At 66.9% G+C, this 26,108-nt stretch carries 25 protein-coding genes; 12 read left to right on the top strand and 13 right to left on the bottom strand.

The annotated features are described in order from the left end of the window. Window positions 1-21: 21 nt before the first annotated feature. Both NC4_RS05145 and NC4_RS05140 read left to right on the top strand, forming a co-directional pair. Entirely contained in the window at window positions 22-912 is an 891-nt protein-coding gene (locus NC4_RS05145) for a helix-turn-helix domain-containing protein (protein ID WP_067532988.1), read from the top strand. Then, window positions 902-1,111 carry a DUF397 domain-containing protein gene (locus tag NC4_RS05140; protein ID WP_067532985.1) on the top strand — a complete coding sequence of 70 codons (210 nt, stop codon included), beginning with the start codon at window positions 902-904 and terminating at the stop codon, window positions 1,109-1,111. The genes NC4_RS05145 and NC4_RS05140 overlap by 11 nt, the downstream gene beginning before the upstream one ends. A 33-nt stretch (window positions 1,112-1,144) precedes the next feature. Here NC4_RS05140 and NC4_RS05135 read toward each other — a convergent pair whose 3' ends face one another. Both NC4_RS05135 and ggh read right to left on the bottom strand, forming a co-directional pair. After that, window positions 1,145-1,891, bottom strand: coding sequence for a glycoside hydrolase family 25 protein (locus tag NC4_RS05135; RefSeq protein WP_067532982.1), 747 nt, complete (start codon window positions 1,889-1,891; stop codon window positions 1,145-1,147). An 82-nt stretch (window positions 1,892-1,973) separates the two neighbouring features. After that, the gene (ggh, locus tag NC4_RS05130) at window positions 1,974-3,314 is read right to left on the bottom strand and encodes a glucosylglycerate hydrolase (protein WP_067532979.1); all 1,341 of its coding nucleotides are present in this window, start codon (window positions 3,312-3,314) and stop codon (window positions 1,974-1,976) included. 218 nt (window positions 3,315-3,532) lie between these two features. Between ggh and NC4_RS05125 the strand changes: the two genes are divergently transcribed. Both NC4_RS05125 and NC4_RS05120 read left to right on the top strand, forming a co-directional pair. Beyond that, complete coding sequence (locus NC4_RS05125) at window positions 3,533-4,237, top strand: SDR family oxidoreductase (RefSeq protein ID WP_067533257.1); 705 nt, start codon at window positions 3,533-3,535, stop codon at window positions 4,235-4,237. Between the two features lie 170 nt (window positions 4,238-4,407). After that, window positions 4,408-4,740 carry a hypothetical protein gene (locus NC4_RS05120; protein ID WP_157554298.1) on the top strand — a complete coding sequence of 111 codons (333 nt, stop codon included), beginning with the start codon at window positions 4,408-4,410 and terminating at the stop codon, window positions 4,738-4,740. 67 nt (window positions 4,741-4,807) lie between these two features. Here NC4_RS05120 and NC4_RS05115 read toward each other — a convergent pair whose 3' ends face one another. Together NC4_RS05115 and NC4_RS05110 are read right to left on the bottom strand one after the other, a co-directional pair. Next, window positions 4,808-5,599 (bottom strand): NADP-dependent oxidoreductase, encoded by a 792-nt coding sequence (locus NC4_RS05115; protein WP_067532973.1) that lies wholly within the window; start codon window positions 5,597-5,599, stop codon window positions 4,808-4,810. Between the two features lie 30 nt (window positions 5,600-5,629). Next, window positions 5,630-6,112, bottom strand: a complete 483-nt coding sequence (locus NC4_RS05110; protein ID WP_067532970.1) for a luciferase domain-containing protein — start codon at window positions 6,110-6,112, stop codon at window positions 5,630-5,632. Between the two features lie 66 nt (window positions 6,113-6,178). Between NC4_RS05110 and NC4_RS05105 the strand changes: the two genes are divergently transcribed. Then, window positions 6,179-6,625: a winged helix-turn-helix transcriptional regulator gene (locus NC4_RS05105; RefSeq protein WP_245721497.1), complete on the top strand. Its 447-nt coding sequence runs from the start codon at window positions 6,179-6,181 to the stop codon at window positions 6,623-6,625. Window positions 6,626-6,692: 67 nt separating this feature from the next. Here NC4_RS05105 and leuS read toward each other — a convergent pair whose 3' ends face one another. Then, complete coding sequence (leuS, locus tag NC4_RS05100; protein ID WP_084528511.1) at window positions 6,693-9,593, bottom strand: leucine--tRNA ligase; 2,901 nt, start codon at window positions 9,591-9,593, stop codon at window positions 6,693-6,695. A 161-nt stretch (window positions 9,594-9,754) separates the two neighbouring features. Here leuS and NC4_RS05095 point away from each other — a divergent pair, with 161 nt between their 5' ends. The 4 genes from NC4_RS05095 (at window position 9,755) to NC4_RS05075 (ending at window position 13,875) form a co-directional block, all read left to right on the top strand. Continuing rightward, window positions 9,755-10,162 carry an SdpI family protein gene (locus tag NC4_RS05095; RefSeq protein WP_067532964.1) on the top strand — a complete coding sequence of 136 codons (408 nt, stop codon included), beginning with the start codon at window positions 9,755-9,757 and terminating at the stop codon, window positions 10,160-10,162. Between the two features lie 416 nt (window positions 10,163-10,578). Further along, window positions 10,579-11,724, top strand: a complete 1,146-nt coding sequence (locus NC4_RS05085) for a serine hydrolase domain-containing protein (protein ID WP_067532961.1) — start codon at window positions 10,579-10,581, stop codon at window positions 11,722-11,724. A 113-nt stretch (window positions 11,725-11,837) separates the two neighbouring features. Further along, on the top strand, window positions 11,838-12,656 hold the full coding sequence (locus tag NC4_RS05080; RefSeq protein WP_067532959.1) for an alpha/beta fold hydrolase: 819 nt from the start codon (window positions 11,838-11,840) through the stop codon (window positions 12,654-12,656). 109 nt (window positions 12,657-12,765) lie between these two features. Further along, window positions 12,766-13,875, top strand: a complete 1,110-nt coding sequence (locus NC4_RS05075; protein WP_067532957.1) for a serine hydrolase domain-containing protein — start codon at window positions 12,766-12,768, stop codon at window positions 13,873-13,875. Between the two features lie 70 nt (window positions 13,876-13,945). On the opposite strand, the gene NC4_RS05070 is transcribed toward NC4_RS05075, so the two are convergent. The 4 genes from NC4_RS05070 to NC4_RS05055 form a co-directional block, all read right to left on the bottom strand. Beyond that, entirely contained in the window at window positions 13,946-16,006 is a 2,061-nt protein-coding gene (locus NC4_RS05070) for a PhoX family protein (RefSeq protein ID WP_157554296.1), read from the bottom strand. A 145-nt stretch (window positions 16,007-16,151) separates the two neighbouring features. Continuing rightward, entirely contained in the window at window positions 16,152-16,877 is a 726-nt protein-coding gene (locus NC4_RS05065; protein ID WP_067532953.1) for an amino acid ABC transporter ATP-binding protein, read from the bottom strand. Between the two features lie 73 nt (window positions 16,878-16,950). Then, complete coding sequence (locus NC4_RS05060; protein ID WP_157554294.1) at window positions 16,951-18,744, bottom strand: ABC transporter substrate-binding protein/permease; 1,794 nt, start codon at window positions 18,742-18,744, stop codon at window positions 16,951-16,953. A 78-nt stretch (window positions 18,745-18,822) separates the two neighbouring features. After that, window positions 18,823-19,596, bottom strand: a complete 774-nt coding sequence (locus tag NC4_RS05055; protein WP_067533246.1) for an LLM class F420-dependent oxidoreductase — start codon at window positions 19,594-19,596, stop codon at window positions 18,823-18,825. Between the two features lie 183 nt (window positions 19,597-19,779). Here NC4_RS05055 and NC4_RS05050 point away from each other — a divergent pair, with 183 nt between their 5' ends. Then, window positions 19,780-20,859: an ABC transporter ATP-binding protein gene (locus NC4_RS05050; protein ID WP_067533243.1), complete on the top strand. Its 1,080-nt coding sequence runs from the start codon at window positions 19,780-19,782 to the stop codon at window positions 20,857-20,859. A gap of 26 nt (window positions 20,860-20,885) precedes the next feature. On the opposite strand, the gene NC4_RS05045 is transcribed toward NC4_RS05050, so the two are convergent. Continuing rightward, complete coding sequence (locus tag NC4_RS05045) at window positions 20,886-21,377, bottom strand: winged helix-turn-helix transcriptional regulator (protein WP_067533241.1); 492 nt, start codon at window positions 21,375-21,377, stop codon at window positions 20,886-20,888. A gap of 96 nt (window positions 21,378-21,473) precedes the next feature. Here NC4_RS05045 and NC4_RS05040 point away from each other — a divergent pair, with 96 nt between their 5' ends. After that, a complete protein-coding gene (locus NC4_RS05040) occupies window positions 21,474-22,643 on the top strand; it encodes a thiolase family protein (protein WP_067532946.1) in 1,170 nt (389 codons plus the stop codon). A gap of 4 nt (window positions 22,644-22,647) precedes the next feature. Here NC4_RS05040 and NC4_RS05035 read toward each other — a convergent pair whose 3' ends face one another. Together NC4_RS05035 and NC4_RS05030 are read right to left on the bottom strand one after the other, a co-directional pair. After that, window positions 22,648-22,950, bottom strand: coding sequence for a hypothetical protein (locus NC4_RS05035; RefSeq protein ID WP_157554292.1), 303 nt, complete (start codon window positions 22,948-22,950; stop codon window positions 22,648-22,650). A gap of 360 nt (window positions 22,951-23,310) precedes the next feature. Then, window positions 23,311-23,679, bottom strand: coding sequence for a hypothetical protein (locus NC4_RS05030; protein ID WP_157554290.1), 369 nt, complete (start codon window positions 23,677-23,679; stop codon window positions 23,311-23,313). Between the two features lie 913 nt (window positions 23,680-24,592). Here NC4_RS05030 and NC4_RS05020 point away from each other — a divergent pair. Next, window positions 24,593-25,579 (top strand): o-succinylbenzoate synthase, encoded by a 987-nt coding sequence (locus NC4_RS05020; RefSeq protein ID WP_067532934.1) that lies wholly within the window; start codon window positions 24,593-24,595, stop codon window positions 25,577-25,579. A 63-nt stretch (window positions 25,580-25,642) separates the two neighbouring features. On the opposite strand, the gene NC4_RS05015 is transcribed toward NC4_RS05020, so the two are convergent. Next, window positions 25,643-26,077 carry a DUF8820 family protein gene (locus tag NC4_RS05015; RefSeq protein ID WP_067532931.1) on the bottom strand — a complete coding sequence of 145 codons (435 nt, stop codon included), beginning with the start codon at window positions 26,075-26,077 and terminating at the stop codon, window positions 25,643-25,645. Window positions 26,078-26,108 lie beyond the last annotated feature (31 nt).

The following is a 26,108-nucleotide window of genomic DNA, read 5'->3' as shown; positions in this document are numbered from 1 at the left end:
TGAAAGGTCGAGGGTGGGGATATGGCTATTGAGGCAGGACATCCGTCATTGCCGAGGCGGCAGCTTGGTGGGTACATCCGTCGCGCACGTGAGGCGGCGAACCTTGGTCAGCGGGAAGTTGCCGAGTTGATGCAGTGGAGCGTCAGTACTCAATCACGGTTGGAGCGTGGCGAACTCGGCAAGCTCAGGGATCGGGATCTGCAACTGCTGGGTGAAGTGCTCGGGTTCAAGGACGGTGAGACCGCAGCGATGATCGGGCTGCTGCGGCAGACGGCGGAGAAGAGTTGGTGGCACAGCTTCGGTGACGTCATCCTCGAGAGCTTCGGGGTGTATGTGGGGTTGGAGACCGACGCCCGCTCCCTGGACATCTATCGTCCCGACATCGTGCCCGGCCTCTTTCAAACCGCCGAGTACGCCGCCACGTTGAACCGGATCTTCTTTCCCAAGGACTCCGAGGATGAGCAGCAGCGGCGAATCCAGCTCGGTCGGCAACGACAGATGATCCTGACCCGCAAGGCCAAGCCGGCGACTGTCAACCTCGTACTCCAGGAGGCGGTACTGCGTACCGTGGTCGGTGGGTCGTCGGTCATGGCGGCGCAGCTGCGGCACTTCGCCGATATGAGTGTGCGGCCGAATATCACCGTCCGGGTGCTGCCGTTCACGGCTGGATTCCCGCTCGGGATCACTCTCGGCCCGTTCGTGATCCTCGACTTCGCCGCAGACCCCAAAGGGGTTGCGGCGCCGACTGTTATCTATGTCGAGAACTACACCGGCGACATGTACCTTGAGGTAGAGACGGACGTGCGGCAGTACCGCCGGGCGTCGGCGATCATCCAGCACGCGGCGCTCGACGCCGTGACGAGCAGAAATTTGCTACGGCAGGTAGCGAAGGAGTACCAGCGTGAACATTGATCTGACCGGAGCGACGTGGTTCAAGAGCAGCCGCAGCGGTGGCGGCAAGGAATGCGTCGAAGTCGCATTCCTGTCCAGCGGCCACGTCGGCGTCCGCGATTCCAAGAACCCGGACGGGCCCGCGCTGGCCTTCACCGCTAGCGAGTGGAACGCCTTCACCGCCAGTGTGGACAGCGGTGAATTCAGCGATTCCGTCTAGCAGCGAAATCACCCTGCGCGAGTTCGGACAGGGTTAGCCGCTGCCCGTGCTGCCGGTGCCGCTGCCGGAGAAGGGGAGGTTGGCGAAGGTGGCGAAATCGCCTTGGGCGCCGCTGTATATGTTGATGTCGGTGCCGCCCGCGATGCCGGGGACGTCGCCGGAGTCGGTGTACTGCCAGAAGGTCCAGGTGGGCCAGCCGCCGGGGACCTCGGGGTGTTCGTTGCCGCGGTAGTCGGCGATCCAGAGGGGGTAGCGGGTGAACTGGGTGGAGTTGGCCAGGGCCGACTTCCAGAAGTTAGGGTAGGTGTAGATGACGGGGACACGGCCGGTGAGGGTTTGGACCGTGTTCAGATAGCGGTGGGTCCAGTCGATGAGGGCATCGGGTGGGAGGCCGCCGGAATCCTCCAGGTCCAGGACGGGCGGGAGGTCCAGGAGGCCGTTCTGGCCGAGCACGATCGTGGCGTAGAGGGCGGCTTGCGGTTCGGGCGGGAGTGCGGGGCGGGCATAGTGGTAGGTGCCGCGGGCCACTCCTGCGGCGCGCATGAGCAGGCTGTCCTGGACGAAGTACGGGTTGATGTAGTTCAGGCCCTCGGTGGCCTTGACCATGGCGAATTGGTGCCCGGCGCCGCGGACGGCGAACCAGTTGATCATGCGGCCGTCGATGTGCTGCCAGGACGAGACGTCAGGGCCGTTCTCGGCCTGCACGGGCGCGGCGCAGATTACCGTGAGAATGCTCGCTGCCGCAAAACTGACTGTGATCAGGCGGTTTCGTCGCACCATGCAAACGCACGGTATGTGGGATTACCCGCTTTGGCCACGCGACTCGGCGGCGTGTTGTCTGAGTGTTAGCTAGAACGCGTCGTCAGCCCAGCCAGTCCAAAACCGATGCGGCCGTCCAGGACTGCTGCATGCTGCCCAGCGGCGCACCGGTATACGGCTCGTAATACTCGGCGAAACTGCCGTCGCTGGCCTGGCGCACGCCCTCGGCGCGCAGCATGAAGGACCTCTCGGCCCAGCTGCGGCGGGCGAAGACCCAGGAGAACAGCCAGCTCATGACCGGCCAGACCGGGCCGCGCCAGTATTCGCGGGAGCGGAAGTCCTTGGAGACCGGGGAGGTGGAGGGCGGGAGGGCGTAGCGCAGGTCGGGGTGGCCGCACCAGCGCGGGCCTTCGAACAGGCGCAGCAGGCGGCGTTCGGCATCGCGGGGGAGACCGCCGGAGAGCAGCGGCGCGAAGATCGCCAGGGTTTCGGTGTCGATCCAGCGGTCGGCGCGAATATCGAAGTCGCGGGCCGCGCCGGTGCGGGCATCGGTGGTCGCGATGACGCCCGCCCGGAAGTAGTCCGACCATTCGTAGAGCTCGCGCACGTCGGCGTGCGGCTGCTTGTAGTCCTCGCCGATATTGGCGAGCACATCGCAGGCCAGGGCGAAGATGGCCGTCACGAAGACGTCCTCGACGGCGAAGCTCATGGTCGAGGCCAGTTGATAGTCGTCGTAGCCCGAGCGCCGCATCTGCTCGACCAGCCACATGTAGCGGTCGTATTCGCGATCGCTGGGCCGTTGCGTGGGATCGCCGACCACGTGCAGGTCCTCGCGCTGGTACGGCGGCAGGTCCGGGCCCACGATCACGTTCTCGTAGGCGCGGTCCCAGCGCGGGGAATTGTCTATTCCGGATTCCCAGCCGTGATACAGCGTGATGCGGCCGTGCTGCTTGGGGTCGCGGGCGTAGGCCAGCCAGCGATGCCAGCGCATGAGATCCGGCCAGCGCCGCTGCAGGAACTCCTCCGCCACCGCCCGCGTGCTGCGCCCGTGCCTACGGGAGTGATCCAGAATCCGTTGCACCGCAATGGCATGCACCGGCGGCTGGGTTATGCCGGAGGTGTCGGGACCGTCCGGCGCGTCGGCGGCCAGGCGGCGGCATTCCCAGCGGGACGGGCCAGGGAAGTATCCGTCCACGCCATTGGCGAACACGATGTGCGGAATCATGCCGTTGCGCCATTGCGCCGACAGCAGCGTGTCGAGTTCCAGGGCGGCCCGCTCCACGCTCAGCGGGGCCAGGCCGACCGCCACGAAGGCGGCGTCCCAGCTCCACATGTGCGGGTACAGCCTGGGAGCGGCGCTGGTCATGGTTCCCAGGTCGTTGCCGCGCAGCAGGTAGGCGGCGCGGGCCGCGAGCTGAGTCGGTGTGAAACCCGGTTGCGTCATCGCCCTATTCTGCGACGGAACCCGCAGGTATGCGCGCCGGGTATCCGACGCGGGGTGGCGGGGGGACGGCTCCTGATCGCCAGATTGCACTCTGTTCGCCTTTTCGTGAATCCGCTGCTTCGATTCCACACGTGCACCGCCGCCGCATCGATCCGGGCGCGCCGCGACTGCCACGCCCGGAGCATCGTCACCGCCGCGCCCCCGGTTACCGTGATCGCATGGCGAATTTCCTCGAGCACGGCAGTACTCGGCCGACCGCGCTGATCACCGGCGCCAGCCGAGGGCTGGGCGCCGCCATCGCGCGGGAACTCGCGCCGACGCACTCGCTGTTGCTGGGCGCGCGCAAGGCGGAGTCGTTGGAACCGATCCTGAGCGAATTGCCCGATTCCACCGCTTGGCCGGTCGAACTGACCGACTATCCGGCGGTCGCCCGCGCGGCGGAGCCGATCGAACGGCTGGAGGTTTTGGTGCACAATGCCGGGATCGCCGACTTGGGAACCATAGCCGATTCGTCCGTTGCGCAGTGGCGGAATACGTTGGAATCCAACCTGATCGCCGTCGCCGAGCTGACCAGGCTGCTGCTGCCCGCACTGCGCGCCGGGAACGGGCATGTGGTGCTGATCAATTCGGGTGCGGGCCTGCGCGCCAATGCGGGCTGGGGCTCGTACGCGGCCAGCAAGTTCGGGCTGCGCGCCTTCGGCGACGCACTGCGGCTGGAGGAACCGGGCCTGCGCGTCACCTCGATTCATCCGGGCCGCATCGACACCGATATGCAGCGCGCCCTGGTGGCCGGTGAGAACCGCGACTACGAGCCGCGGGAATTCCTCACCCCCGAAACGGTGGCGCGGGCGGTGCGCAATGCCGTCGAGACCCCGCGCGACGCGCACCCGACCGAGATCGTGCTCCGCCCCATCGCCCGCTAGCGTGCGGAGACCCCTGGCGCGCTAGTCGCGGTCCCGCTCTGTGGGATTCCCGCCCGATTCGGGAGGAATTCCGGGAAAACGTTGCGGAATAAGAGGTATCGCCTATGCCGGAGAGCAAGGTCATCGCTATCCTCAGTGGCGGGTCGGGCCAAGAACAGGAGATTCATTCAATGGGCCATCGTTTCGCACTGGGCGTCGGTGTGGCGTCCGTACTGCTCACCGCAACCGTCGGGCTCACCGCGCCGGCGGCGGGCGCCTTCCCGATCGGTGGCGGCGGCGGGATGACCCCGGGCCTGAAGTGCTCGGGCATCACCTGCACCAACAACACCGATCGCGTCTACCTCGTCAGCGGCACCGTGACCTGCCAGGACGAGTTCGGCACCAACTTCGGCACCGTGAGCGCGCGCATCGAGCCCCGCACCACGGTGGACCTGCAGTACGTCTGCGCCGCCGCGAGCGTTCCGGTGGGCGACCCCAATGTGATCGGCACCTTCGAGGGCTGACACCCGCTGCACTGCTCGGGCCGGTACGAATCGCGTACCGGCCCGAAAGCGCTTGCGGCCCCGATGGCTAGGCGATGGCCACGGCCAGCTTGCCCAGGGTGCCCGCGGCGAAATCCGCGACCGCGGCGGGCGCGTCGGACAGGGCATAGGTCCGGGCCACCGGTAGCCGCAGCTCGCCATCGACGAGGGCGGCGGCGAGCCGGTTCAGGGTCTCGGCGCTGGGATCGGCCATGATCGTCGTCGCCTTGACGTCGCGGCCGGAGTCCGTCGGCGCGAAGTGCAGCGTGGAGGCGAATCGTCCACCGGGCCGCACCAATTCGGCGACCGCGGCCCCGTCACCGGCCAGATGCAGGGCCGCGTGCACACCCTCGGGCGCCCGGGCCCGCACCTGATCGGACAGCGCGGCGGTATGGTCGACCACCTCGGTGGCGCCGAGCCCGGTCACGAATTCCGTTTCGGCGCCGGGACGAGCGGTCGCGATGACGGTGGCGCCGCGCGCGGCGGCGAGTTGGATCGCCAGGGCTCCGACACCGTAAGCCGCTGGTACGGAGACATATTCGGACCAGCCGCCCTGCCCCAGGGTGGGTCGCATGATCACGCCGAAGACGGCGTCACCGACCGCGAAGCCGGTCACCCCCGCGCCGAGGACCGCCACCGTACCGGCGAAATCCTTGCCCGGCACCACCGGAAACTCGTACTCGTATACGCCTTTCAGATAGCCGCCGAGCACGCCCAGATCGAAGCCGTTGATCGAGGAATGCTCGATACGGACCAGCACTTCGCCCGGACCGGGCTCGGGGACGGGCAGCTCGGTGAGGGCCGGAGCTACGCCGAAGTCGCCGAAGGCGATTGCGCGCATGATGTGATTCGCTTTCTCTCGGTGCGGATGTCAGTTGCTGGTGGCCTGCCGCCAGGAGGCGTGCAGGACGGCGGTGGCGACCGCGAGTTCGGTCTCGTCGCGCGGGGCGTAGAGCATGACGATGGTGGCGGGCCACTCCGGCCGCAGGGTGATCGGGTGCGGCTCCACCCAATTCGCTTCCCGCAGTGGCTCGATGAGCTCGGCCGGAATGGTGAGGTGCAGGAATCCGCTGTGGTGGATGTGGCCGAATTCGTCGCGGCTGGGATGCAGGAACGCCTCCCACGGACCGGTGGGCGCGTGCAGGCGCAAAGCCAGTGACGCCGGTTCGGAGACCTGGCTGGGGCCGGTGAAGACCCCGGGCAGCGACCGCGCGTAGGCGACCAGGGATGCGCGAATCTCCGGTGGCGAGAACTGGTCCAGTTGGTCGTGCGGGATTTCCCGATTGGTAGTGGTGGGTCGCGGGCCGCGGCGGCGCGGCGGGGCCGCGAGGTCGAGGGGAGTGTCGACGGACATGTCACCGCACTTTCTGTTCGTTACTTACTTCTTGTGCGTGACTTGAATCCTGCCGACAATGGGGCGATGACGGAAGAAGGCACTTCAACCCGCGTACCGAACATGAATGTGCGTGCCGTGGAGGAGATTTCCGCGCCCATCGGCGCCGAGGCGGCGATCTGCCAGCTGCGCGATGTGCTGGATCGGGTCGGCGACAAATGGAGTGTGCTGGTGATGGCGCTGCTCGGTGACGGCCCGCGCCGGTATTCGCAGTTGCAGCGGTCCATCGACGGCATCTCGCAACGGATGCTGACCCTCACGCTGCGCAGCCTCGAACGCGACGGTCTGGTGACCAGGGCGGTGACGCCGACATCGCCGCCGCGCGTGGACTATCGGTTGACCGCGGTCGGGGAAACCCTGTCCACACAGGTGAATTCGCTCATCGACTGGGCGGATTCCCATCGCGAGTATGTCGCGCGGTCACGGCAGCGCTATGACGCGGATCGGGCCGCCGAGGCCGTGTCCGGCGAATAGCCCGTACGGACGAGAACAGCCCCGCCGAAAGGATCGGCGGGGCTGTTGATAAACCTCGGCGAAATCGTCAGGCGACGATGTTCACCAGGCGGCCGGGGACCACGATGATCTTGCGGGGATCCTTGCCGCCCAGCAGTTCCGCGATCTTCTCGTCCGCCAGGGCAGCGGCCTGGACCGCGGCCTGATCAGCATCGGCCGGGACGCTGATCCGGCTGCGGACCTTGCCGTTGACCTGGATCGGGTACTCGACCGAATCCGCGACCAGCAGCACCGGATCCGCGATCGGGAAGGGGCCGTGGGCCAGGGATACGGTGTGGCCCAGGCGTTCCCACAGTTCCTCGGCGATATGCGGGGACATTGGGGCCAGCATGAGCACCAGCGACTCCGCCACCGAGCGCGGCACGCCGTTCGGGTAGGTCTTGGTCAGGTGGTTGGTCAGCTCGATCAGCTTGGCGCCCGCGGTATTGTCGCGCAGGTTGGCCAGATCGTCGTCGACACCGGCAATGGTCTTGTGCAGCAGGCGCAGGGTTTCCGGCGACGGGTCGGCGTTGGTGGCCTTGACCGCGCCGGTCTCCTCGTCCACCACCAGGCGCCAGACGCGCTGTAGGAAGCGGTGTGCGCCGACGACATCCTTGGTGGCCCAGGGACGCGAGGTGTCCAGCGGGCCCATCGACATCTCGTAGAAGCGGAAGGTGTCCGCGCCGTACAGGTCGCACATCTCGTCCGGGGAGATGGCGTTCTTCAGCGATTTGCCGATCTTGCCGTACTCCTGGAAGACCTCGATTTCCGCAGCGGAGTCGGATGCGGTTCCATTGGCCGACTCCGTCGGCGGGGTCCAGAAGAACTTTCCGTCCCGCTCCACGACCTCGGCGGCCGGGATGTACGCACCGCGCTCGTCGGTGTAGGCGAAGGCCTGGATATAGCCCTGGTTGAACAGGCGGCGGTACGGCTCGTAGCCGGTGACGTCGCCCAGATCGAACAGGACCTTCTGCCAGAAGCGCGCGTACAGCAGGTGCAGCACGGCGTGCTCGACACCGCCGACGTACAGATCGACGCCGCCCGGATCCTTGGGGCCGTGAATGGCGGGCTTGGGGCCCAGCCAGTACTCCTCGTTCTCCTTGGCGCAGAACGCTTCCGTATTCGTCGGATCGGCGTAGCGCAGCTGGTACCAGGAGCTGCCCGCCCAGTTGGGCATGACATTGGTGTCGCGGCGGTACTTCTTGGGGCCGTCGCCCAGATCCAGTTCGACGTGCACCCAATCGGTGGCCTTGGCCAGCGGCGGGGACGGTTCGGAGTTGGCGTCGTCCGGATCGAAGGTGACCGGGGCGAAGTCCTCCATCTCCGGCAGCGTCACCGGCAGCATGGATTCCGGCAGTGCGTGCGGGGCGCCGTCCTCGTCGTAGACGATGGGGAAGGGCTCGCCCCAGTAGCGCTGGCGGGCGAACAGCCAGTCGCGCAGCTTGTACTGGATCTTGCCGTGCCCGTGGCCGCTGGCCTCCAGTTCGGCGATTACCTTGGCCTTGGCGGCCTCGATCTCCAGGCCGTCCAGGTAGCCGGAGTTCACCAGGGCGCCCTCGCCGGTGTAGGCGGCTTCGGAAACATCGCCGCCCGCAACGACTTCCAGGATGGGCAGGCCGAAGGCGGTGGCGAAATCCCAGTCGCGGGCATCGTGACCGGGGACGGCCATGATGGCGCCGGTGCCGTAGCCGCTCAGCACGTAATCGGCGATGAAGATCGGCATGCGGGCGCCGTTGACCGGGTTGGTGGCGTAGGAGCCCAGGAAGACGCCGGTCTTCTCCTTGTTCTCCTGGCGCTCCAGATCCGACTTGGCCGCGATCGACTTGCGGTAGGCGGCAACGGCTTCGGCCGGGGTGTCGGCATTGCCGAAGGTCCAGCGGGCGTCGGTGCCGGACGGCCAGGCGGCCTCGGTCAGGCGGTCCACCAGCTCGTGCTCGGGGGCCAGCACCACATAGGTCGCGCCGAACAGGGTGTCGGGGCGGGTAGTGAAGACCTCGATCAGTTCCGAACCGGCCTCGAACTTCACCTGCGCGCCGCGCGAACGCCCGATCCAGTTGCGCTGCATGGACTTCACGTTCTCCGGCCAGTCCAGCTCGTCCAGGTCGTCGACCAGGCGATCGGAGTAGGCGGTGATGCGCATCATCCACTGCCGCAGGCGCTTACGGAACACCGGGAAGTTGCCGCGCTCGGAGCGGCCGTCCGCGGTGACCTCCTCGTTGGACAGCACGGTGCCCAGGCCCGGGCACCAGTTGACCATCGAATCGGTCTGGTAGACCAGGCGGTACGAGTCGATCAGGGCATTACGCTCGGCCTGGCCCATCTCCGCCCAGGAGCGGCCGTTGTCGGAGCGCTTACCGCTGTCGAACTCCTCGATCAGCTCGCTGATCGGGCGGGCCTTGCCCTGGCCCTCGTCGTACCAGGCGTTGTAGATGCGCAGGAAGATCCACTGCGTCCACTTGTAGTACTCGGGATCAGTGGTCGCGAACGAGCGGCGGCGATCGTGGCCCAGGCCCAGGCGATCCAGCTGCCACTGCATGGTGGCGATATTCGATTCGGTGGTCACCCGGGGATGCGCGCCGGTCTGCACGGCGTACTGCTCGGCGGGCAGGCCGAAGGCGTCGTAGCCCAGCGCGTGCAGCACATTGCGGCCGTGCATGCGGTGGTACCGCGCGAACACATCGGTGGCGATATATCCCAGCGGATGCCCGACGTGCAGGCCCGCGCCCGAGGGGTACGGGAACATGTCCTGGATGAACAGCTTGTCGGCGGGAGTCTCACCGGCCAGCGGGCCGACCGGATTGGGCGCGTAGAACGTCCCCCGCTCCTGCCAGTTCTGCTGCCACTTCTTCTCCACCTGCCCCGCGAGGTCGGCGTTGTAACGGTGTGCAGGAACGTCGCTGGTCCCCGCCGCGCCCGCGGTGGGTGTATCGGTCACACGAGAGTCCTGCACGGTCCTGCCTTCTTGTTCCTAGCCGATCCCCGGATAAGGTCGCTCACCAGGGTAAAGCGTGCGCGTCCGCCACCCAAAAAGGGGTCCGACCGGTCGGTCGTGTGTCAACTCACCCCAGGCCACCCGTCTCTCCGGAACCGGCCGCCGGTAAATTGAACCCCGTGTTCGTGGTGGCGCTAATCCTCTTCGCTCTGTCGGCGGTGGCCGTTGTCACCGGACTCCTCGGCCTGACCGGGACCCTTCCCGGCAACCGCTACTTCGGAGTCCACTCCGAAGCCGCGCTGAAAACCGAGGAGAACTTCAAACTGGCCAACCGCGTGGCCGCCCCCACTACCATCATGTCCGGCGTCCTGCTCGCCGCCAGCGGCGGCGTACTCCTGGTCGGCTCCGGCCTCGCGGGCATCCTCATCCCGGCCGTCGCCGTCGCGATCGCCGTCTTCACCCTCGGCGCAGGCGCGGCCGCCGCCGAGAAGGCCATGGCCGCCAACGCCCCGGCGGAAGAAATCGGCGGCTGCGGCAACTCCTGCGGCGCCTGCTCCCTACGCGACGCCTGCCAGCCCGCGAACTAACCCCGTCACACCGGCCTACTGCTCCAGGACCTCGTCCAAGCACTCGGCCGTCAGTACCCGCGCAGTCCAAACTCGCAACCGCTCCGGCTCCGCTGCACGAACAACAGCAGCGATATCGGCGTCCAAAGGCCCGAACTTCAACGACAGCTGCTCGATCAAGGTCTCGGCCCGACCTTCGGCCCGACCCTCGGCTCGGCCCTCAGCCCGAAGTCGTTCAGCGGTCGTCATGATGACCTCCTTGGCGTGGGGACCGAGTTGATCGATGACAGGTCCCAGGTGGGCAAATGGGTGACCGCGCTCCCTGATGTCCCGGATGCGCACCCTGAACTTTCCCTGATACGAGCTGCGCGCAGGCCTTTTCGAGGTGTTGGCTGCCTACCATCGGGACTTGATACGTCTCAGGGGAGGAGTTCGCTGTGCGGCGGTTCTTGACGGTCTCGGTGGTCTTGGTGGGGGCGGCGCTGTTGTTGTGTTCGGTGGGGATGCCTCGGGCGGTCGCGGATACCGGGAGCTCGGAGGCGCGGATCGGCAGGCTGCAGGCGTTGCTGGATCGGCTGGTTCGCGAGTCCGATATACCCGGTGCGCAGCTGGTGATCACCGAGTCGGGGCACGATATCCGGATCAGCAGCGGTGTCGGGGATCTCGCTACCGGCGCACCGTTTCCGCCGACCGCGCAGGTTCGTATTGCCAGCGTCACCAAATCGTTTGTCGCGGCGACGGTCCTGCGACTGGCTGCCGACAACGACGTGGAGCTCGACGCGCCGGTTGAGCGCTACCTGCCCGGCGTGGTGCACGGCCCTGGCGGCGACGGGAATCTGATCACCGTGCGGAACCTGTTGCAGCACACCAGCGGTATCCCCGACTATCTCGACAAACTGGACATCTCCACGGAGGCGGCGCTGCGCAACCCGCGCCCGGCGGCGGAGTTGATCCGGCTCGGACTCGACCAAGCCTCGCACTTCACACCCGGCACCGAATACGGCTACTCCAACACCAACTATCTGCTGGCGGGCAAGCTGATCGAGCAAGTGACAGGCCGGTCGCTGCGCGAGGTGGTGACCGACCGGGTGATCGCACCGCTCGGCCTGGCCGACACCTACTGGCCGGACTTCCCGCACGAGCAGGTGATCCGCGGCCCGCATCCGCACGGTTACGCGATCCTCGAGGGCGAACTCGTCGACCTCGACGATTTCGACCCGTCCTGGGGTCTGGCCGACGGCGGCATGGTCGCCGCCCCCGCCGACCTCAACCGCTACTTCATGAGCCTGCTCGCCGGACGAGTCCTCCCGCCTGCCCAGCTTGCCGACATGCAGCGCACCTTCCCCAGCTCCGATCCCGCCCAACCCGACCGCGCCGGTCTAGGACTTTTCCGCCTGGAGAACAGTTGTGGACTCGACACCTGGGGCCACGACGGCGCGTTCCCCGGCTACGGCGTCGTAAGCATGGCAACCAAGGATCTGGCAGTAACCCTGACCCTCAACCAACTCCCGGAAAAGCTCGTCACCGAGGGGGACACCCCACTGGTATCCGTACTCACCGACACCGCAATTTGCGGGCAGTGACTACACCGGCCGTCCGCAAGTCACGCCGTCCATGACCTCGGGGGTCATGGACGGGTGAGATGGATGGCGGCACTGTGGGATCGAGTCCAGTTGTCGCAGAACCGGAGGATCCCATGGTGCAGTCTGCCCTCGCGAGCGAGTTCGGCGTTGTCGAAGGGACGCTCGAGCATGGAATGCCGTATCTGGCCGTGGGGGCGGGGCGGCCGCTGGTGTTCTTGCGGTGGTTCACGCCGGAATTCGCCAATCCCACGGGGTGGATGCGGGAGTCGGAGATCAAGACCTTGAAGCCGCTCGCGGAGCGGTTCCGGGTGTATGCGGTGAATCGGTCGCCCGGAACACCGGCGGGCGTCACCATGGCCGAGATCGCGGCGCAGCATGCCGAGGCGTTGCGGGCCGAGTTCGGGGAGCCGGTGGATGTGGTGGGGGTCAGTTCCGGCGGGTCGATCGCGCTGCAGTTGGCGGCCGATCATCCGGAGGTGGTGCGGCGGCTGGTAACCGTGGCGTCGGGGTATCGGCTCGAGCCGCGGACCCGTGCCGTGCAGTCGAAGTACATGGCCGCGGTCGCGGCGAATCGGCGCGGGTTGCATCACGGTGCGGCGATCATTCACAAGTCCGCGGTCAAGGCTCGCGCCACCGCCGCGCTCATGTGGCTGGCCGATCCGTTCGTGCGGCCCGCGGACCCGGCCGCCATGCTGAACTTTCTGCGGGCCGAGGACCGCTTCGATCTCAGTGGTCGGTTGGGTGAGATCAGCGCTCCGACACTGGTTCTCGGCGGTGACGAGGATGCCTGCTATTCGGTGGAGAACTTCCGCCACACCGCTGCCGGAATCCCGGACGGGCGCGCGATCGTGTATCCCGGTGCGACCCATATGGGTGCGATCAAGGATCCCCGATTGCTCTCCGACCTGCTGGAATTCCTCACCACCGACTGAAAAGTCGCGTGTCAGTGGTCATGTCAGCACGGTGACGGCTCCGTGACAGCGGCCCGGGCGATTGTTTCTCCAGCGATCGAGTACAGCAGATTCGAAGGAGCACATCGCCATGACCGTCCAGAACGAGAACACCGTCGCCGCGCAGAATCGGCCGGAACTGCAGCAGGTCATTCAGGAAATGATCGACGCGGGATTCACCGGGGTGACACTGCGCGTGCAGGATGCGCGGGGCGAGTGGACCGGTAGCGCCGGAGTGGCCGTCCTGGGCGAGACGGAGCTACCGCCCATCGACGGCCACATCCGGATCGGCAGCAATACCAAGACCTTCACCGCGACCGTGGTGCTGCAATTGGTCGCCGAGGGGAAGATCGAGCTGGATGCGCCGATCGCCGGGTATCTGCCCGAGTTCGGCTTCGACGAGCGCATCACGGTGCGAATGGTGTTGCAGCACACCAGCGGAATCTTCAACTTCACCGGCGAGTACTTCGAGGACGGAACGGTGGTGCCGGGCATCATCGCCACCACGGCCGGTAAGCCCTGGGTGGACAACCGATTCCACGACTACACGGCCGAGGAACTGGTGCGGCTGGCGCTGTCCAAGCAGGCACGGTTCGAGCCGGGCACGGACTGGAGCTACTCCAACACCAACTACGCGGTGGCCAAGCTGCTGATCGAGAAGGTCACCGGCCGTTCGTTCGCCGCGGAGCTGCGGCGACTGATCGTGGAGCCGCTCGGCCTGACCGGCACCGTGGAGCCGGGCTCCTCGACCGAGATCGCCGAGCCACACGCCCACGCCTACTACCGCTACGAGGAGGACGGCCAGGCGCAGATCGTCGACGTCACCAGCCAGAACCCGTCCTGGATCTCCAATGGCGGTGACATGATCTCGACCACCGCGGATCTGCGCACCTTCATCGGCGCGCTGCTGGGCGGCACGCTACTGCCCGCCGAACTGCTGGCCGAGATGCTCACCCCGGAGGCCAAGGTCGGCTACGGCCTGGGCGTGTTCGTGCAGCCGACCGCGGACGGCGGCACCCTCATCACCCACAATGGCGGCGCCGCGGGTCACGGTGCACTCATGTTCAGCACCCCCGACGGCGGCACCATCATGACCGCCGGGCTGAACTACATCGACGATGCGGACCTGTCCCTGGCCCCGGCCTTCCAGGCCGCGACCCAGCAGCTCATCGACACGGTGTTCGGCGGCAAGCAGAACTGATCCCGACCATGACGAGGGGTGGACCGGCTCCCGCCGGTCCACCCCTCGTCATGCGTTGTCCCCCACGGAACTACACGCCGATCTCGCCACCCTTCTTCCACACCGCGACCACCGACGGGCGGGGCTGGGAGGCGCCGCCGTCGGGCCAGTGCGATGCGGGCTTGTCGGCGGACGCGCCGTCGACCTCACCCGGGTGTTGGACGCAGACCAGAACGCGGTCCTTGGTGATGATCGGGCCGCAGGTCTCCGCGCCGATCGGCACGGTCAGGAACTGCTTGGTCTCACCGCGCTTGTCGCCGTCGAGGGCGACCGAGAACAGGCCGTCATTGGACTTCAAGGCATTGCCGTCGGTGGAGATCCACAGGTTGCCGTGCGGGTCGAAGGCCAGGTTGTCCGGGCAGGAGATCGGGCTGACCTTGGTCTTGTCGAAACCGGCGAAGTAGGTGTCGGCCTCCTTCGGGTCGCCGCAGACCAGCAGCAGCGACCAAGTGAAGGCGGTGCCCTTGTGGTCGTCGACGAGTTCGAGGACCTGGCCGTTCTTGTTCTGCTTGCGCGGGTTGGCCTCGTCCACACCGGCCTTGCCCTCGTCGCCGCGGTTCTTGTTGTTGGTCAGCGCGACGTAGACCTTGCCGGTCGTGGGGTTGGCCTCGAAATCCTCGGGGCGGTCCATCTTGGTGGCGCCCACCTTGTCGCCGGCGAGGCGGGTGAAGACCGCGACCTCTTCGGCGGTCATGCCGTCGAACAGGGACTTGCCCTTGCCGTCCGCGCCGGTCTCCAGCAGCGGAATCCACTGACCCTTACCGGTGAAGCCCTTGTCCGAGGGGACCTTTCCGGTGCCGTCGATCTGATCCGGGTGGTCGCCGGTCAGCTTGGCGACGTACAGGGTGCCCTGGTCGAGGATGGTCATGTTCGCCTTGCGGGCGGCGGCGGTATCACCCTTCTCGATCTTCTTCGAGGAGACGAACTTGTACATGTAGTCGAAGCGCTCGTCGTCGCCGGAGTAGGCGACCACGGTGCCGTCCTCGGTGACGTAGATATTGGCGGCTTCGTGCTTGAAGCGCCCCATGGCGGTGTGCTTGATCGGAGTGGAAGAGGGATCCCACGGATCCACCTCGACCACATAGCCGAAGCGGTTGGACTCGTTGGGCTCCTGCGCCACGTCGAAGCGCTTGTCGAAAGTCTCCCAGCGACGCGGCATCTCGCCCTGCCCCGCGCCCGGATGGCCGAGGCCGTAGCGCTTGCCGCGGGCCTGCGCGGTCGGGTCGGCGAGCACACCGGCGAAGTACTGGTTGAAGTTCTCTTCACCGGAAAGCACGGTGCCCCAGGGGGTAACGCCGCCGGAGCAGTTGTTGAGGGTGCCGAGCACCTTGGTGCCGGACGGGTCGGCGGAGGTCTTGAGGAACTCGCTGCCCGCGGCCGGGCCGGTGAGCTTGAATTCGGTGGTGCCGGTAATGCGGCGGTTGTACTCGCCGATGACCGGGGCGAGCTTGCCCGAACCGGACTCGCCCTTGACGCCGACCACCGAAAGCCCGTGCGCGGCAAGCGCGATCTCGAACTGCTCGCGGGTGGGCGCGTCGGCGTTGTACCCGGCGAACATGAACGGTTCGGTGGTGTATTCGTGGTTCACCACCAGCAGGAATTCATTGTCCCTGCCCGGGACCGGCAGCAGCGCGGCGAAGTCGTTGTTGAAGCCGAACTGCTTGGCCTGCGCAGCGGCGGTCTGGTTGGCGAAGTCGAAGTTCGGCGCGTCCTTCAGCACCGGGTCTCCCCAGCGAATCACGACGCCCTGCTCGTAGCCCTCGGGGATGACGACCGCGTCCTCCTTGTTGGGGGCGACGGCGGTGAAGCCGGTACCGGTGCCGGTGCCGGTCTCGGAGGCGGTATTGGTGGTGGCGTCGTCGCCACAGGCGGCCAGTACGCTGCCCGCGCCGACGGCGAGCACCACGGCCGCGCCGCCCTGCAGGACGCGGCGGCGCGACATGGCGGCGACGATATCGCCGAAGTACTCGTTCTTCGAGTCGTTGGGGACCTCGTGGAAGCACGCGTTGCCACACTTGTACTGGCAGGTGACAGACGCACGCGAGGACGCGCCATCGTGTTTCACGAAGAGGGCGAGGGGTTTCAGACTCACTGCATGCTCCCAAAGTCGGTCGTTCGGGCGCACGGTAACCACAGGAGAAGAGCCGGAGGAGACGCACAGGTGAACAACTGACCAATTAGGTTGCCCTTAGTTAGCCAGAGGGATGCGGCGGCCATACCACACCCCCTCCCGCGGATCAGAGCACCTGGGACAGGAACTGCCGCAGACGCGGCGTCTGCGCATTGTCGAACAATGCGTCCGGCGTACCGGTTTCCACTACCCGACCATGATCCATGAAGACGACCTGATCGGAAACCGAACGGGCGAAACCCATTTCGTGCGTCACCACGACCATGGACATACCGCCCTTCGCCAGATCGGCCATCAGCGCGAGCACGCCCTTGACCAGCTCCGGGTCCAGCGCCGAGGTGGCCTCGTCGAAGAACATGAGCTGCGGCTTCATGGCCAGAGCCCGCGCGATGGCAACACGTTGTTGCTGACCGCCCGAGAGGTTGGCGGGCCGCACATCGGCCTTGCCCGCCAGCCCGACCGCCTCCAGCTGCTCCAGCGCCAGCGTGCGCGCCTGCTCCTTGGACAGCCCGTGCAGTTTGCGCGGCCCCAGGGCGATGTTCTCCGCGACCGTCATGTGCGGGAACAGATTGAAATGCTGGAACACCATGCCGATACGACGGCGCAGCTCGTCCGGGTTCTCCTTCAGCACGGACTTCCCGTCCAGCAGGATGTCGCCCTTGCTCGGCTCGTACAGCCGGTTGAGCACCCGCAGCAGCGTCGACTTACCCGATCCGGACGGCCCGATGACCGTGGTCGTCTTACCCGCGTCGACATGAATGTCCACACCGCGTAGCACCTCGTTGCTGCCCAGCGTCACATGCAAACCGGTACCGGTGAGGGAGGCACTCATGCGCCCATATCCTTTCGAGCATGAGCGGAGCGCTCCGTGGTTACGCTCCGCTGCCTCCTCCGCGCTTGACCGCTCATGCTCCACGCCCTTCCGTGATCACGGCCTGCTCGACCGGGTCGATGGCTTTGTCGTCGCGGCCCGTGCGCATCCGGTTGTCGATGTAGTTGACCAGATGCGTGAGCCGAATCGTCAGCACCAGATACACCAGGCCCGCCGCCACCAGCGGCGACAGATTTCCGGTCTGCGCATTGAGATCCCGGCCCACCGCGAACAGTTCGCGCTGGGTCGCCAGCAGACCCAGGAAGTAGATGAGCGAGGAATCCTTGATGAGCGCGATGAACTGGTTCATCAGCGCGGGCAGCACCCGGCGCACGCCCTGCGGGATCACCACCAGGGTCATGGCCTGCCGGTATCCGAAGCCGATGGCGCGCGCGGCCTCCAACTGCCCCGCCTCCACCGACTGGATGCCCGAACGGAAGATCTCGCCGATATAGGCCGAGGCCAGCAGGCCCAGCGCCACCGCGCCCAGCCAGTACGGGTTGTTGCCGGTGATGTTCTTGACCACCGGGCCCACGCCCAGGCCGATGAGCAGGATGATGACCACCGCGGGCAGCCCGCGGAAGATATCGGTGTATACCCGGGCGGGCCAGCGCAGCCAGCGCGTGCGCGAGATGCCCGCGACCGCCAGCAGCATGCCGAGCACGGTGCCGATCACGCCCGAAACCACCGCCAGGATCAGGGTATTCGGCAGACCGGTCTTGAACAGGTCCGGGAATGCCTTCTTGTACAGCTCCCAGTCGAAGAACGTGTCCTTCAACTGCGCGAGCGTCGACTTCGGCTGCACCGCGGAATTGTCCGGCCTGCCGTCGGCATTCTGGGCCGCGATGGCGGCGAAGTCCGGAAGCTGCGGCGCGGGAGCGGCTTTCGAGCCCGGCTTCCAGCCCGGCGGCAGTTCGCGCGGCACCCAGTCCTCGTAGAGCCTGCTGTAGGTGCCGTCCGCGATGACCGCGTTGAGACCGGCATTGAGCGCGTCGATGAGCGGCTGATTGTCCTTGCGCACCGCATAGCCGACGAAGTTGTTGAGGCTGAAGGTGTTCTGCACGATCGAGGTGGGATCACCCGGTTTGATCGCGCCCACCGCCTGTGCCGACGGCGCCACCCAGGCATCGATCTGCCCGGTCTTCAGATTCGCGTACGCGGTGTTGTAGTCCGGGAACTTCACCGGATCCAGGTGCAGCTCGTTCACCACGTACTCGTCCTGCACGGTGCCCTGCACCACGCCGATGCGGGTGCCGCCGTTCAGGTCCGAGAAGCCCTTGATCGCACTGCCATTGGGCACCACGAGGGAGAAGTATCCGAAGTCGTAGCCATTGGTGAAGCCGACCAGATTCCGGCGCGCGTCGGTGGTGGTGATATTCGACGAGCCGACATCGAAGCGGCCGTTGGCCACCTGCGCCAGCAGGCCCGCGAACTCGGTGCCGGTGAACTCCACCTGCAGGCCGAGCTTCTCGCCGATGGCGCGCAGCAGCTCATTGTCGAAGCCGGTGAACGTGCCCTTGGAGTTCACGCAGATGCTCGGCGGCGCGTCCGACAGCGTGCCGACGCTGAGCTTGCCCGGCGTGATGAGGCCGAGCTTGCTCACATCCACGCGGTTCAGCGGTTCGGTGCTCGCCGTCGTGTACTTGTCCGAGGACGGCGTCTGCGGACCGGTCGCCAGATTGGTGGGCGCCGCGCTGGCGGCGGCCAATCCGGGTGGCGAACAGAGGTCGGTGTTCTGGGCCACAGCGGGCCCCGCACCGATCGTCGCCAGCCCGAGAGTGACCAGCAACACTCCCGCGACCGCCAGTACGCGAGGTCGCCGACCCATATGCCGGGACCTGGACGTGCGCAAGCAAACCATGAAAAGCCACCCTAGTGGGGGTGGTGGACATGTCCAGAGTTGCGGTCAGTCAGAGTTCTGGTCGCGCCAGCGAATGGCTTCCTCGACCCCGGTCAGGTCGTACTTGGGCCCGCTGGAACCGATCGTGAACAGCGACACGCCCTGTGCCACGTACGCCGCGGCCCGCTCCGGACCCGGCCAGCTCACCGACTTCTCGATGGAGCCCGCATCCGTGACGACCTGGGCGCAATGCTCGGCCAGAATGCCGGTCTTGCGCCGCAGCACTTCCAGATCCGCGAAGCTGTGCCAGATATCGGCGTACTGGGCGACCAGGCGCAGCGTCTTCCGCTCGCCGCCACCGCCGATGAGGATGGGGATATCACGCACCGGCTGCGGATTCAGCTTGGCCAGGCGGTCGGTAATGCGCTCCAGGTAATCCTTCAGCAGCGCCAATCGCGTTCCGGGCGTGCCGAAGTCGTAGCCGTACTGGTCGTAGTCCTTCTGGAACCAGCCCGCGCCGATGCCGAGAATCAGGCGGCCGCCGCTGATGTGGTCGACCGTGCGCGCCATATCGGCGAGCAGATCCGGATTGCGGTAGCCGCCGCCGGTGACCAGCGCGCCCAGCTCGACCCGCTCGGTCTGTTCGGCAATGGCGCCCAACATGGTCCAGCACTCGAAGTGCGCGCCCTCGGGATCACCGGTCAGCGGATAGAAGTGGTCCCAGTTGAAGACGATGTCGACACCGGCGTCCTCGGCCCGGCGCACCGCATCGCGAATCAGCCCGTAGTCCGGGGCGTGCTGCGGCTGCAATTGAACTCCGATACGAACCGGTCGGCTCATGGACATCCTCTTTTCCGGGATTCGGTATCGCGAGACCACTCGAGGCTACTGCGTTCGTTTCCGGTCCGCCCGTCCAGTTCGCCGAGCGCGAACTACCATCGAGCGCGGAATCGGCATGCCGCCGGATCCATCCCTCTACTCGGATCGTCCGGCACGTTCCTGCCGGTGAAGGGTTGCACCACCATGGCTACAGTGACTTTCGACCAGGCCACCCGGCTGTACCCGGGCTCGGCCAAACCCGCCGTCGACGCCTTGAACCTGGAGATCGCCGACGGCGAATTCCTCGTTCTGGTCGGCCCTTCCGGTTGCGGCAAATCCACCTCGCTGCGCATGCTCGCGGGCCTCGAGGAGGTGAGCGAGGGCCGGATTCTCATCGGCGACAAGGACGTCACGCACGCCGAGCCCAAGGAACGCGATATCGCCATGGTGTTCCAGAACTACGCGCTCTACCCGCACATGAGCGTCGCCGAGAATATGGGCTTCGCCCTCAAGATGGCCAAGGTCTCCAAGGCCGAACGCGATCAGCGCGTCCGCGAGGCCGCCAAACTCCTCGACCTCGAGCAGTACCTGGAGCGCAAGCCGAAAGCCCTTTCCGGCGGTCAGCGCCAGCGCGTCGCCATGGGCCGCGCCATCGTGCGCCAGCCCCAGGTCTTCCTCATGGACGAGCCGCTGTCCAACCTGGACGCCAAACTGCGCGTGCAGACCCGCACCCAGATCGCCCAGTTGCAGCGCCGCCTCAGCACCACCACCGTCTACGTCACCCACGACCAGGTCGAGGCCATGACCATGGGCGACCGCGTGGCCGTGCTCAAGGACGGCCTGCTGCAACAGTGCGCCTCCCCCCGCGACCTGTACCGCAATCCCGCCAACCTGTTCGTCGCCGGTTTCATGGGCTCCCCCGCCATGAACCTGTTCACCCTCCAGATCGAACAGGGCGTCCTCATGCTCGGCGGCTGCCCCCTGCCGCTCCCCCGCTCGGTCGCGGACGCCACCAACGGCACCGTGGTCGTCGGCATCCGCCCCGAACACCTCGAGCCCACCGGCAATGGCACCGGCATCGCCATGGAGGTCGACGTGGTCGAGGAACTCGGCTCCGACGCCTACATCTACGGCCGCACCCTGGGCGCGGTCGGCGGTGACGAATCCATTGTGGCGCGCGCGGATTGGCGCAACCCGCCCGCCAAGGGCACCCGCCTCAACCTCTCCGCGGGCGCGGAGCACATCTACTTCTTCGACCCCGCCGACGGCCGCCGCCTCAACTGATGTTCCGAACCGACCGGCGTCGCCCCTCACTTCCGGGGGCGGCGCCAGTTCTCGTTGACGCGGACACGCAGATTCTCCAGGGGCACTTCATGTCCCGAGGAGCTGCGCAGTTCGGCGCGCACCGGCTCACCGGTCGAATCCTCGAGCCGCTCCAGCGGCGGCGTGCCGTCCTGTAGATATTCGTCGCCCCATTGCCACAGTGCGACAACGGCGGGCAGCAGATCCAAACCCATTCGGGTGAGCACGTATTCGTGCCGGGTGCGCTTGCCTTCCTCCTGATAGGGCCGCTTCTCCAGCAGCCCCGCCTCGGTCAGCTTGCGCAACGCACTCGACGCGGCGGCGTCGGTGATCCCGACCCGGCTCGCGAAACCGTCGAACCTGCTCGTGCCGTAGTACGCCTCCCGCAGGATGAGCATGGCCGACCGGGTCCCCACAATGTCCAGCGCCTTGGCGATGGAGCACGAATCGGGCTTCCACGCGCTCAGGTCTTTGAGCGGTCCTTCGAGTACCAGCGGCATGGTGCACATCATACCCAGCTGACTTGCATCTGGTATTGCCAGCTCCTACTCTGGCTTTAGAGCAACGAAGCCAGGCACTCCGAGAAGGACAAGCCAATGAGAGACGCAGTCATCGTCGAAGCGGTTCGCACTCCGATCGGCAAGGGCAAAGCCAATGGCGCCCTGCACGGCGTACACCCGTCCGACCTGTTCGCACACAGCCTCCGCGAACTGGTCAAGCGCAGCGAGATCGATCCGGCCCTCATCGACGACGTGATCGGCGGCGTAGTGACCGCCGTAGGCGAACAGGGTTCCAACCTCACCCGCCGCGCCGCCCTGGCCGCCGGTTACCCCGAATCCGTACCCGCCACCACCGTCGACCGCCAATGCGGCAGCAGCCAGCAGGCCATCCACTTCGCCGCCCAGGGCGTCATCGCCGGGGCCTACGACATCGTGGTCGCCGGCGGCGTGGAATCCATGAGCCGAGTCCCCATGGGCGCCAACCTCATCGGCGCCGAGGACATAGCCGGTGTCGACTTCGCCGAACGCTATCCGGAGGGCCTCGTCCCCCAGGGCATCAGCGCCGAACTCATTGCCGCCAAATGGGGCCTGACCCGCACCCAACTGGACGAGTTCGCCCTGTCCAGCCACGAAAAAGCCGCCGCCGCAACCAAGAACGGCTCCTTCGAATCGCAACTGCTCCCCCTCGCGGGCCTCACCACCGATGAGGGCATCCGCCTCGGCAGCACCCTCGAAACCCTCGCCAACCTCCGCCCCGCCTACTACAGCGAGGACATGGCCGCCCGCTTCCCGCAAATCGGCTGGAACATCACCGCCGCCAACGCCAGCCAGATCAACGACGGCAGCTCCGCAGTCCTCATCATGACCAGCGAGCGCGCCGCCCAACTGGGCTTCCGCCCCCTGGCCCGCCTGCACAGCTTCGCCGTAGCCGGTGACGACCCCCTGCTCATGCTCACCGCCGTCATCCCCGCCACCCGAAAGGTCCTGCGCCGCAGCGGCCTGACCCTCTCCGACATCGACCTGTTCGAGGTGAACGAAGCCTTCTCCTCGGTAGTCCTGGCCTGGGCCAAGGAAACCGGCGCCGACATGTCCAAGGTCAACGTCAACGGCGGCGCCATCGCCCTCGGCCACCCCCTCGGCGCCTCCGGCTCCCGCCTGGCCACCACCCTCGTCCACGCCATGCACGAACACAACGCCCGCTACGCCCTCCAAACCATGTGCGAAGCAGGCGGCCTGGCCAACGCCACCATCTACGAACGCCTCTAACCCCTCACACCGAAACCGCAACAATCGCGGCCAACAAACCGAGAACCCACGACCCGGCCAGCAGCGGGAAGGCCACCAACGCGGTGGTCCAAGCCCGCTGCCCCAGCCGAACAGCCCGCAACATCCACACAGGCACACCCATCACCGTCACAACAATCCCGACCCACGCAATCACATAAGCAATCGGCAAATACCGCTCCTCCCCCGCCTCCCGCACCAGCCCTTGGTACTCAGGCACGAACGCAGCCAAAACCCACGCAGCAGCACAAGCCCCGAGATAAATCACCCCCGCAACAACAAGATCCACCCAACCCCAGACCCCCCGCCACCAAGCCATACCCCAGCATCCCCCGCCAAGCATGTAATGGTGCAAGACATTCCAGACAAATAACCGCCCCACAACATGCACCGCGAGTTATGTCAGGTGCTGCTCGAGCTTTTGCTCGTTTGTCTTGGTTCTAGAACGCAACCACAGCCATCCAGCCAGGCTGGTACGTAAGGTGCGGCTCCCAACCGGGGAGCCAAAGCCGGGTACGGCAGGCGACGCGCCCAGCACTGCCGTTCTTGTCTTGCCCTCTCCCGAACCCCGCTGGAACCCAAGGTCTTCCCCCCGGCCCTGCTACGTAGGCCCCGGGAGTACATCCGCGTCTACAGTGGGTCGCCCACCTCAGCCGACGGCACTCCCCACCAGGAAATACCCAGCCACGCCACACACCACAATGACCGGAAGCGCGATAGCAGGCCAGAGCATGGCCCGCCGCCCGGTCATAGCCGCAACCGCCGTGACCACGAGCGCGCTCATCAGGGCCAGAGACATTCCCCCGCCCGCGATGAGCAGACCCAGCAATGCCGAACTCGGCGGCTTCTGAACGACGCAATCGACCGAGAAATCCCGCGCGACAACGGTGCACTTGTTGTGCACCAGGTCGAAGACCTTGCCGAAGAGCGCATAGGACAATCCGGCGACCGCCGCGACGTCGACCAGGAACAGCACCGCGGCCAGCAGCACATCTTTGCACTGCAGGGGTCGGGACACAGCAGTCGGCGCAGCGGATTCCACGACGGAATCTCCTGCGCCGCTTTTGTTCAGAGCGATCGGCGCACGCTGGGTAGGGCCATCGGCATCGAAGGGCTCGGCAGCCGGGGCCGGATACTGCTGCGGCAGTGAATCACTCGTATTCGGACCGGCGGGCGGAGCTCCCGGACCACGCTGCGGCGGTGCGCCAGCACCCGGCTGCGGCGGCGGGCCAACGGGACCCGGCGGGCGGCCACGATCCCCCGGCCCCTGAGGTGGCGCGCCACCCGGTCCCTGCCCCGCTCCGCCCGGACCTCTCGCAGGTCCACCCGGACCTTGCGGCGGCCCGCCCGGACCTTGCGGCCGCTGTGGCGCACCGGGATATCACGGACTCGACGGATACGGATCCTGCGGATGCCCCGGACCCCGAGGCCCCTGCGGGTACGGCGCACCCCCCGGACCCTGTGGCCCCGATGGACCTCCCAGCCCCTGGGGACCGTGCGGGCCGCCCGGGCCCTGGGGTCCGCCAGGGCCCCCTTGCGGCCCACCACCTGGACCCTGGGGCCGACCGGGCCCCTGCGGGTTTCGCGGCCCGCCCGGATGCTGCGGTTGTCCCGGCCCACCCGCCTGCCGAGCCTGCCCGGCATCACTGGAATGCTGCGGTGGCAGGTCCGGGCCGCCCGAGATCCGGATCTGCCCCGGATCGCCGAGACCGCGCGGATACGGCGCGTCGCCAGGCCCCGGAACGGAATTCGACCGCGGGTTGTCCGCGCCCGGACGCCGCTGTTCATTGGGCGGGTACATGTTCGCGGGCTCCCCCCGGGTCGATTGACGGTCTCTCGCATTCTGTCCTCGCCACGCGCGCGACGCCACTCTGTTGGCCCCCACCTGGTCGAAGTCCGATGGTTTTCCGCTCCGAGTAGGCTCGCCCGCAATGACCGAGAGCGCTCTCGCACCCGACTTCGACGCCGCGATCGTCTACGCCATTCCGCTGCGAACCCGGTTCCGCGGGATCATGGTTCGCGAGGGCATGCTCATACCCGGCCCGAACGGCTGGGGCGAGTTCTGCGCCTTTCCCGAATACGACGACCGCGAGGCCGCCGCCTGGCTGGCGACCGCCGTCGAGCAGGCAACCGTCGGCTGGCCGGAACCGGTGCGGGATCGAGTACCCGTCAACTGCATCGTCCCCGCCGTCGGCCCCGAACGCGCCCGAGAGATCGTCACCGCCTCGGGCTGCCGCACCGCCAAGGTGAAGGTCGCCGACCACCCCGATTCGCTGTCCGAGGACCTCGACCGGGTGGCGGCCGTGCGCGAGGCCCTCGGCCCCGACGGCGCGGTCCGGGTCGACGCCAATGCGGTCTGGGATGTGGACACCGCCGTCGAACGAATCAAGCAGATCGACAGGGCCGCAGGCGGTTTGGAATACTTCGAGCAACCCTGCCGAACGATCGAGGAACTGGCCGCCGTCCGCCGCCGCGTGGACGTCCGCATCGCCGCCGACGAATCCATCCGCCGCGCAGAGGATCCGCTCCGCGTCGCGGTAGCGGGCGCGGCCGACGTCGCGGTCCTGAAATGCACTCCCCTCGGTGGCGTCCGCCGTGCACTTCAAGTCGCCGAAGCCGCCGGTCTCCCCTGCATCGTCTCCTCCGCCCTCGAATCGAGCGTCGGCCTCGCGGCCCAGATCGCCCTGGCCGGGACGCTGCCGGAACTCGACTTTGCCTGCGGCCTGGACACTTTGTCCCTGTTCACCGGCGATCTGGTGACCGACCCGCTACGTCCGACGAACGGCTACCTCGAAGTCCCCCGACATTCGCCGATGCCCGCCCCGGAACTGCTCGACCGCTACCGCCACCCAAACCCGGACCGCATCACCTGGTGGCACAACCGCCTCACCCGAGTCCGCGCCCTCCTCCCCCGATAACGCGCGTGGAATGTACTGGTGCAGGCCACTTCTCGGCGTTTGCCTGCACCAGTACCTGCTCGCTCAGTCCACGACGAGGGTGGTGCGGTTGGGGGCGGTATGTTCGCGTTGGCGGCGGATGAGGTAGCGGCCGGGGGCTATGCCGCTGCCGCCGTGTTCGGGGTGGAGGAGGTAGGCGATGGCGGTGGTGTCGAGGCAGTCTAGGGACAGGCCCTGTGGATCGCGGACTCTCGTTGTCCAGCGGCAGCTGCCTGGATCGGCGACCAGGACATGCGGATTCGCACCGCTACCGCCGCGGATGATCTCGATTCCGGCTGGGGGCACCTCGGTCCAGCGCCCATTGTGGGGGCTTACCTGGGGAACTTGCTCGAGAGGTATGACGATCAGGTCACCCTGGGCCTGCATGCCCGCGATGACCGGTATACCGGCCTCGCGGTCGACATGGTCGAGGACGTCCACACCGGTTCGGGCGGTGAGATCGGCGACGGTCGGGGACATGAATGTTGAAGTCACGGTAATCACCTTGGGT

It is taken from the genome of Nocardia crassostreae, assembly GCF_001613405.1.
In the GTDB taxonomy this organism is placed as follows: domain Bacteria; phylum Actinomycetota; class Actinomycetes; order Mycobacteriales; family Mycobacteriaceae; genus Nocardia; species Nocardia crassostreae.
This window is presented reverse-complemented; position numbering and strand designations above follow the sequence as displayed.